Annotated in this window: 7 protein-coding genes and 1 tRNA gene; all 8 read right to left on the bottom strand. The window is 75.8% G+C overall.

The annotated features are described in order from the left end of the window. The coding region (locus E0D90_RS20790) for a sensor histidine kinase (protein WP_307721163.1) at positions 1-1,438 on the bottom strand (1,438 nt) is incomplete at its 3' end. A 14-nt stretch (positions 1,439-1,452) separates the two neighbouring features. Beyond that, positions 1,453-2,085 (bottom strand): two-component system response regulator CseB, encoded by a 633-nt coding sequence (gene cseB / locus E0D90_RS20785; protein WP_438827424.1) that lies wholly within the window; start codon positions 2,083-2,085, stop codon positions 1,453-1,455. 104 nt (positions 2,086-2,189) lie between these two features. Continuing rightward, entirely contained in the window at positions 2,190-2,732 is a 543-nt protein-coding gene (locus E0D90_RS20780; protein WP_130799612.1) for a hypothetical protein, read from the bottom strand. A 179-nt stretch (positions 2,733-2,911) separates the two neighbouring features. Continuing rightward, a complete protein-coding gene (locus tag E0D90_RS20775; RefSeq protein ID WP_130799611.1) occupies positions 2,912-3,505 on the bottom strand; it encodes a hypothetical protein in 594 nt (197 codons plus the stop codon). 329 nt (positions 3,506-3,834) lie between these two features. Continuing rightward, positions 3,835-4,242, bottom strand: a complete 408-nt coding sequence (locus E0D90_RS20770) for a hypothetical protein (protein WP_130799610.1) — start codon at positions 4,240-4,242, stop codon at positions 3,835-3,837. 398 nt (positions 4,243-4,640) lie between these two features. After that, positions 4,641-4,714: transfer RNA gene (locus E0D90_RS20765), tRNA-Thr, on the bottom strand. A gap of 169 nt (positions 4,715-4,883) precedes the next feature. Continuing rightward, on the bottom strand, positions 4,884-7,292 hold the full coding sequence (locus tag E0D90_RS20760; RefSeq protein WP_130799609.1) for an AfsR/SARP family transcriptional regulator: 2,409 nt from the start codon (positions 7,290-7,292) through the stop codon (positions 4,884-4,886). Between the two features lie 140 nt (positions 7,293-7,432). Continuing rightward, a complete protein-coding gene (locus E0D90_RS20755) occupies positions 7,433-8,164 on the bottom strand; it encodes an AfsR/SARP family transcriptional regulator (protein ID WP_130799608.1) in 732 nt (243 codons plus the stop codon). Positions 8,165-8,358: the final 194 nt, after the last annotated feature.

Below are 8,358 nucleotides of genomic sequence, written 5' to 3'. Positions count from 1 at the left end.
GGGTGGTGTCGGCAGGGAGGGTGAGGGTGGCGAGGGCTCCGCCGCCGGCGGGGTTGGTCCAGGTCACGCGGGCGCCCAGGAGGCGGGCCTGGCCGGTGACGATGGTCAGGCCGAGTCCGGTGCCCCGGCCGCGTTCCCGTGCGCCGGTGCGGAACCGCTGGGGCCCGCCGGTCAGCAGCTCGTCGGGAAATCCGGGGCCGTGGTCGCGCACCCGGAGTTCGGTGCCGTCGACCTCCAGTTCCACGGGCCCGGCCCCGTGCCGGACCGCGTTGGACAGCAGGTTGGCCAGAACGCGGTCCACCCGGCGCGGGTCGGTGTGCACCTCCGCGTCCGCACGCACGGTCAGGGTGATCGCGCCGTCGGTGCCCGTGCCCGTGCCGGTGCCGGTGCCGGTGCCGGTGCCGGATGATCCGGCCGGGAGCTGTTCGGCGCAGGCGGCGACGGCCTGCCGTGCGAGCACGGCGGTGCGGCACCGTTCGAACTCCGCCCGCTCCGCGCCCTCGGTGTCGAGCCGGGCCACTTCGAGGACGTCCTCGACCAGCCGCCGCAGGGTTCGTGCGCGGTCCCGGACCAGTTCGGTGGGGCGGCCCGGTGGCAGCAGCTCGGCGGCGGTCACCAGTCCGGCGACGGGTGTGCGCAGTTCGTGGGCGATGTCGGCGGTGATCCGCCGTTCGGCCTCCAGTCGCGCGTGCAGGGCGTCCGCCATGGTGTTGACCGCCGCGCCCATGCGTGCGATCTCGTCCCGCCCGCGAGGACGGACCCGTGCCGCGAGGTCTCCGGCGGCGATGCGCTGCGCGGTGCGCGCCGAGCCGCCGATCCGGCGGCCTCCGATGGTGGCCAGCAGCAACCCCAGTACGCTGCCCAGCCCGGTGGCGACCAGGCCGGCGCCGAGCAGGGTGCGGTCGAGGGCGGCGAGGGCGTCGGCCTGCGGCTGGTAGGACTGGCGGACGGCGAGCACCGGTCCCTCGGCGGTGGCGGCGTCCGCCGTACCGACGGTGGGACGGTCGGCCCCGGGGACCGGCTCCGGTGGCAGCTCGGGCCGTTCGGCGAGCGCCGCCCAGAGCACCGGCCGGGGGCCGGAGCGGTCCAGGAAGGTGGCGCGGACGGGCTGGTCGGTGACCGCCCGGCGCAGCGGCTCGGGCAGTTCCGCCGGGTCGACCAGGACGCCGCCGTCCACCATCCGTTCGTAGTCGGCGACCGCTTCCAGCAGCCTGCCGTCGAGGTCGCCCCGGGCGGTGTCCAGCTGCGTGCGGGCGGTCTGCTCGTGCACCAGGACGCCGATGACGGCGGCGACCAGCGCCGCCACCGCCGCCACGCTCAACGCCAGCTTGCCCCGCAGCCCGAGCAGCCCAGGACCGGGACGGGGGCGGGAGCCGGGACGGAGGCCGGGAACGGAGCCGGAGGGCGGCGCGGAGTTCACCGGGCGCCCGGGGCTCACGGGACGCACAGCGCTCACGGCCTCAGCTCGTAACCGAAGCCGCGCACGGTCTCGATGCGGTCGTGGCCGATCTTGGCGCGCAGCCGCTGCACATGGACGTCGACCACCCGGCTGTCGCCGCCCCAGGCGTAGTCCCAGACGCGTTCCAGCAGTGTGGTGCGGCTGAGGACGACGCCCGGTTCGGCGGCGAACTCCAGGACGAGCTTCAGCTCGGTCGGGGTCAGTTCGACCAGTTCCCCGTCGCGCCGCACCTCCAGCGAGCGGGCGTCGACCGTGAGGTCTCCGGCGCGCAGCAGCGTCGGCTCCTCAGGCGCGGGCGGCGCCTCCCCGGTGCCGTCCGGGCGGGCGCGGCGCAGCGCGGCCCGCATCCTGGCGACGAGGACGGCGGTGTCGTACGGCTTGGTGAGGTAGTCGTCGGCGCCCGCCTCCAGCCCCTGTACGACGTCGACCGGGTCGGTGCGGGCGGAGATCATCAGCACCGGCAGGCCGCTGGACTCCCGGATGCGGCGGACCAGGCTGACCCCGTCCAGTTCGGGGAGCATCACGTCGAGCAGGGCGACGTCCGGGGCGCGCTCGCGGAACATCTCCAGGCCGGTCAGTCCGTCGGCGGCGGTGCGCACCCGGAAGCCGTACCGTTCCAGGGCCATGCCCGTGGCCTCGCGCAGCACGTCGTCGTCCTCGACGAGCAGGACGTCGAGCGGCAGGTCGAGCGGTACGTCCTGCGGGGGTCGGCTCACGGGCGGGCTCCTCATCACGGTCGGGGCGCGTACAGCTCCAAGCCGTCCAGTCCGGCGGCCTGTTCGGGGGGCAGCTCCTCGGAGCGGACGGTGGCGCGCGTGTAGTAGGCGACGCGTTCGCGCACCACCGGCTCGTCCAGTTCGACGGTGGCCGGGTAGCCGGTCTCGCAAGCCGGCAGACACCACAGTCCGGTGACCAGGCCGGTGGCCGTGGCGACGGGCTCGCCCCACGACTCCCAGCTGAGCCCGGTGAGGGAGGTGAACTCGCTGATGGCGAACCGCTCGGGGCGTTGCAGCGGCTCGCCGGCGGCGTCGTTGACGTAGAGCGGCTGTGCGTCGCGGTCGACGGCGGGGGCGGTGCCCTCGATGTGCGGGCCGGGGTCGATCGTGCAGCCGCCGGTGGCGAGCAGTGCGAGGGCCGCCAGGGCGAGGCCGGGCCGTCGGGCGCGGCCGGTGGCCGGCGCGGCGGGTGGGGTGCCCGGCGCGCGGCTCGTGCGCGTCGCGGGGCTCGTGCGCGTCGCGGGGCTCGTGCGCGTCGCGGGGCTCGTCGCCGTCACCCGTACCGTCCGTTGCCCCGCGCCCCGTGCCACCCGTGCGCCCGCCTCCCGTGCCGTCACGCCGCTTTCCTACCCCTCGGGGCGCCGGGAAGTCACGCGTCCCGGCGCACCTCCGCATGCCGCGCGCCGTCCCACCGCGCCGTCCCGAGCCCCCGGGCACCCGGCAGCCCCCGGGGGGCTCAGGGGAGCAGCAGCGGGCGCTCACCGTCCATGTCGTCGACGACGTACCCGTCGGCGTCCGGCGCCTCCAGCTCGAAGGTCGAGAAGTAGAGGTCGCCGTTGACATCGGTCGGGTCGGAGAGGGTGACGGTGGCCTCGAAGGGCTCGTCCATGCACTCGGGCAGGCACCAGATGCCGCTCAGCAGCCCGGTGCCGACGGCCTCCCCGCCGTTCCACTCCTGCCACTCGATCTGCTGGATCGAGGAGTGTTCGCTGACGACGAGGTTGCCGGGCTCCCGCTCGGGGTTGCCGTCGGCGTTCTCCTCGCCGTAGAAGTTGACGACGTAGGGGCGGTCGCCGGAGTCGGCGCCGTCGGCCTGGGCCGGGCGGTCGGTGGCGTCCTCGGTGTCGGAGTCGTCCGCGGTGCCGGTCGCGGGGTCCTCGTCGGTGCTGTCCTCCGCGTCCGTGGTGGTGTCGTCGGCGGGCGCCTCGGTGTCCTCCTGCGGCGAGGTGCCGGCGACGGGGCGGTTCTCGCCGGCACCGCGGTCCGTCGCCTCGTCCTCACCGCACCCGGTGGTCGTCAGCGCGAGCGCGACGGCGCCGAGGACCGCCACGGCGGCGCGGGCGCGTGGGCCCCCGAACGCGCGCCGGGCCGTGCGCGTCCTGTCCGCGGGGCGTGCCGTGCGTCCAGTGCGAGCCGTGCGTCCGGGGCGAGTCGTTGTCCGGTGTCCGGTGTTCTTCATGCCTGCGCCTCCTCGTCTCCGCCGTAACGTGCCCGCGAGGGCACTTGGTCACGTCTTCACGCTAGGCAGCCACCCCGTCGGGCGCTCGGCGGACATGTAACAGCCGTCCATCGATCGCTGCCCCCGGCCGCGCGTGGGGATGCGGCGGGGGCAGGCGGCGGGAGTGCGGGTGTGCGGGTGTGCGGGAGCGGAGGAGGCGGTCAGCCCACCAGTTCCTCGGTGCGGTTGGTGATCTCCGCGAAGGCGTCGGGCGACGGCTCGTACTGCCACTGCAGCAGGAACGGGCCGAAGGTGGCGACGGTGTGGCGCTGCGCGAGCGTCTCCGACCAGTGCTCCGCCGAGGCGCTGTCCCTGAGCTGGTACACGGACAACGTATCGGTGGTGATCATCTGCTCGCAGGCGTGCACACCCATGTCCTTGCTGGAACAGGAGTGGGTGGTGTCGCGCGGGTTCGGCATCTCCGCGATGGTCGCGAGGTCGGTGGCGAGGGTCTGGGCGGTCATGCCGCCCCCGCTGCCGGCGGAGGCGGCGGTGTCCTCGCCGGTGCCGCAGGCGGTGAGGGCGAGCGCTCCGACGACGGCCAGGGAGACGGTGAGTGAGCGGGTCATGCCGGCACCCTTCCGCGCCGCGCGGCCGTTGGCACCTGCTGTTGCGGGGCTGTGACGATCCGTCGACGCGGTCGTACCGGTGGGGTTGGCGCGCGGGAGGCGGAGCGCGCGATCTACGCCGGTTCGTCCGGCTTCGTCGGCCCGGCCGCTTGTCGCGGACTCCGGCACGTGGGGGTTCGGCCGCGAACGGGACGCGGGGCCGCGAACCACTCCAGGAGGGAGGTGTATGGACGCTTCGGACGTGCGGGGATAATCCATCTCTACGACCAACTCATCTTGCTCATAGCGGTTTTGGAAGTGGCTACAGCTTGGCATGAGCGCGCGGAAAAAACAGATGCGCCCCGACTGATAGTGATCAGCCGGGGCGCTCCGTAGGGGTCGCCACCCGGGCGACGCGAAGCCGCCTGTCGGATTCGAACCGACGACCTGCTGTTTACAAGACAGCTGCTCTGACCAGCTGAGCTAAGGCGGCGCGACCCGAGCAGTGTACCCAAGCCCTGCGCGGGCGCACCGGCACCCGGGCAGGCGCCCGCGACACGCGGCGGCACGCACGCCCGGCCGGGCGCCGGGACGGCGCCCCCGAACCACCGGTTCGCAGCCGGGGACGGGGCCGGGGCCGGACGGGTCGCGACGGTCATCGCTCACACGGCTCCACACCCCGGGCCCGGCGCCCCGCACGCCCACGGCACCCGGGCGGGCCGCCCCGCGTCGCGCTGCCCGGGGACACCGGTGTGCCCCGGGACGGCCGACCGGCCGGTGAGCCAGGCGGCGGTGACGGCCAGGTCGGCGGTCAGCTCCGGCCGCCCGGCGCTCCGGGCGAGCCGGTGCAGCAGCTCCAGATCCCGTACCGCTTCCAACTGCCCGGCGAGAGAGGTCACATCGGCGGAGAGCGGCCACCCCGGACGCGGGCCCCCGGCACCCGGACCCACGGCCGTGGCGGCCGGGCCCGCGGCGACGGCACCCGAGCCCACAGCGATGGCCTCCGGCAGCGCGAACGGCGGCGGCGTCAGACCGGCCGCGCGCGTCGCCTCCGCGAGCAGCAGCCGGCCCGCCGCCGCGAGCCGTTCCAGCGCCTCGCCCCGGCCGGCCGGTCGCCCGGCGGGCCGCTCGTCACGGACCCAGTCCGCGTAGACGCCGGGCAGTACACGGCGGGGCGCGCCGTCGGCGCCCGGCGCGGCGGTGAGCAGCCCGCTCTCCACCAGCCGGGCCGTGGTCGCCGCCGGGTCCGGGGCGTCGCTGAGCACCTCGATCCACCACTGCGGGAACTCCCTCACCCGCAGCGCCGCGAGGGTGTCGAGCACGCGCGCGGCGTCCGCGTCCAGCGCGTCGTGGGCGTGGCGGACCGCGAGCCGCAACCCGGAGCCCACCCCGTCGAGCGTGTCGAGCCGGGTGGTGGCGTCGTCGAGCTCGCGCGCGAGGTCGGCGATCGGCCGGCCCGGGGCGGACTCCAGCCGGAGCGCGGCGGCTCGCAGCGCCAACGGCAGCCCGTCGCAACGGTCGACGACCCGCAGCGCGGCGGCGCGTTCGGCACCGACCCGCAGCGGGCCGGCGAGGGCGGCGAAGACGTCCAGTGCTTCGGCCGGTTGGAGCGGCGGGACCGGCAACCGGCGGGCGCCGCGCAGGTCGTGGAGCGCCCGGCCGCTGGTGATCAGGGCGACGCTGTCTCCGTCGGGCGGCAGCAGCGGGCGCACCTGTGCGGCGTCGGCCGCGTCGTCGAGCACCAGCAGGTAGCGCCGGCCGGTCAGCAGGCCGCGCAGCAGCGCGGCCCGGTCCTCGACGGCTGGCGGCACCCGGCCGGGCGGCACGGCGAGCGCCGCCAGCAACTCGCCCAGCACATCGGCGGGTTCGCGGGGGTGGCCGGGTGCGTGCGAGAGCCGCGTCCACAGGCGGCCGTCGGGGAAGAGCGGGCCCAGCCGGTGCGCGGCGCGCAGCGCCAGCGCCGTCTTGCCCACCCCTGGCGGACCGCACAGCACCAGGGGTGCCGGTTCGGGCGTCAGCGGGGTCAACGCTGCCGACAACGTGGAGAGTTGCTGTTCGCGACCGCTGAAGTCCGCCGTGTCCGGAGGTAGATGTCCCGGCCCGCCCGCGCCGCCGGGCGCCCGAACCGCGCCGCTCACGGTCCAGTGCCACGGGTGCGCGCGCTCCGGATCGCCCCCTCCTTCGCCGTCGCCGGAGCCCGCACCGGCACCGGAGCCCTCGCCGTCGCCGGAGCCCGCACCGGAGCCCGCGCCGGGCGGGAGACCGGCGTGCGCCCACTCCCGTCCCACCGCCCGCCCGCTTGCCCGCGCGGGGCCGTCCGGGCCGGGTCCGGCGAGGATCGCCTGGTGCAACGCGACCACATCGGCGCCGGGCTCGCCCTGGCCGCGCTCGCACCGCAGTGCGACCAGGTCGGCGTACACCTCCAGCGCCTCCGTGCGGCGGCCGGTGTACCAGAGCGCCCGCATCAACTGCGCCCAGCGGTACTCGCGCGGGTCGCCGACGACGGTGCGGGAGCGCAGCTCGGGCACAAGCCGGTCGATGTCGCCCAGCGCCAGCTCGGCGTCGACGCGCTGGTCCAGGGCGAGTTCGCGGCGTTCCGCCAGCTCGCGGGCGGCGCCCGCGACGACCCCGTGCGCACCGGCGGACGGCACCACGTCCTCCAGCGCGGCGCCGCGCCACGCGCTCAGGGCGGCGCGCAGTCGTGCCGCCGCCACCGCCGGACGGCACTCGGCCAGCGCACTCTCGCCGGAGGCGGCGAGGCTGGCGAAGTGGTCGGCGTCGAGGTCGTCCGGGCCCGTCCGCAGCCGGTAGCCGGGCGCGACCCGCTCGACCAGCAGCCCGTCCGGGTCGTCCAGCAGCCGGCGCAGCTGCATGACGTAGGTGCGCACCAGGGTTCCGGCCGAGGCGGGCGGCGCGGCCGGCCACAGCTCGTCGATGATCTGCGGGGTGGACAGGACGGAGGCGCGGCTGACCAGCAGGGTGGCCAGGAGGTGGCGGTGCTTGGGTGCGGTGACCGGCCGCCAGCGGCCGTCGCGCAGCACCTGGAGCGGGCCGAGGACACGAAAGCGCATCAGGGTGCCTTCCGGCTGGGTACGGGCGTCGGACGGTGGTCCGGGCCGGGGTGGGGGTCCGGGGCTGTGCAGCGCCCCGGCCCGTCGGGGTGGCGGTCCCGCCGCGCCCTGCCGCCCCCACGCGGCGGGTGCGGCGGGACTCACCCCCCGCGGAGCATCTGCTCGTGCAGATCCCGCAGGTAGGGGCCGGGCTCCGTGCCGTGGCGATCCACGAGCGTGCGACGGGCCCGGCTGTAGCAGCCCAGCGCCTCGGCGCGTGAGCCCGAGAGCCACAGGGCGCGTATCAGCTGTCCCCAGCGGTACTCGCGCAGCGACCGGGAGGCCAGGGTCCGCAGCTCGGGCAGCAGCGCGACGGCGTCCCGGGGCAACTGGGCGTCGATGCGGCCGTCGAGGGCCAGCTCCCGCGCCTCGGTCAGCGACTCCCGGGCGATGGTGAGCATGCCGCCCGCCGGAAGGTCCTGGAGCGGTTCGCCCCGCCACAGGCGCAGGGCCTCGTCGAGCCGGACCGAGGCGATGTCGGGGTCGCCGGCCTCCAGCGCCTTCCTTCCGGCAACCAGCGCGCTGTGGAAGACCTCGGTGTCGATCATCCCGGGCGGCAGGTAGAGGCGGTATCCGGGTGACCGGTACTCGATGAGCACGCCGTCGGCGTCCCCGAGTATCCGGCGCAGCCGCATCACGTAGTTGCGCACCAGTACCCGCGCGGTGGCGGGCGGCTGGACCGGCCACAGCTCCTCGATCAGGACGGAGACCGGCACGACGCGCTGGCGGTGCAGCAGCAGCACTGCCAGCAGGTGCCGCTGCTTGGCGGCGCTGACCCCCGTCCACACCCCGTCGACCCTCACCTCGACCGTTCCGAGCACTCGGAACTGCATGACGCCCCCTCCCGGCGGACGGTGTGAGCCGGCCGCTCCTCGCTGCCCGGGGACGTGTCCCCGGTCTTGCGCGCTCCCCCGTGGCGCACCGTCCCGTCGTCTGCGGGAACCGTTGCGCCGCCCCGTATGTCATGCTGCGCGGCGGCCGTCCCAGTCCGGTATCAGCTCGATAGCGCGGAGGGGCGGGTGGGGCG

The organism is Streptomyces otsuchiensis (assembly GCF_004305975.1).
Lineage (GTDB): Bacteria > Actinomycetota > Actinomycetes > Streptomycetales > Streptomycetaceae > Streptomyces > Streptomyces otsuchiensis.
The sequence above is the reverse complement of the archived record's forward strand: the minus strand, read 5'-3'. Positions and strand labels throughout refer to the sequence as shown.

Bases quoted from the DNA above. Each gene is read 5' to 3' on its own strand.
- E0D90_RS20755 (WP_130799608.1), bottom strand. From the start codon at position 8,164: ATGCAGTTCCGAGTGCTCGGAACGGTCGAGGTGAGGGTCGACGGGGTG.
- cseB (WP_438827424.1), bottom strand. From the start codon at position 2,085: ATGGCCCTGGAACGGTACGGCTTCCGGGTGCGCACCGCCGCCGACGGA.
- E0D90_RS20770 (WP_130799610.1), bottom strand. From the start codon at position 4,242: ATGACCCGCTCACTCACCGTCTCCCTGGCCGTCGTCGGAGCGCTCGCC.
- E0D90_RS20760 (WP_130799609.1), bottom strand. From the start codon at position 7,292: ATGCGCTTTCGTGTCCTCGGCCCGCTCCAGGTGCTGCGCGACGGCCGC.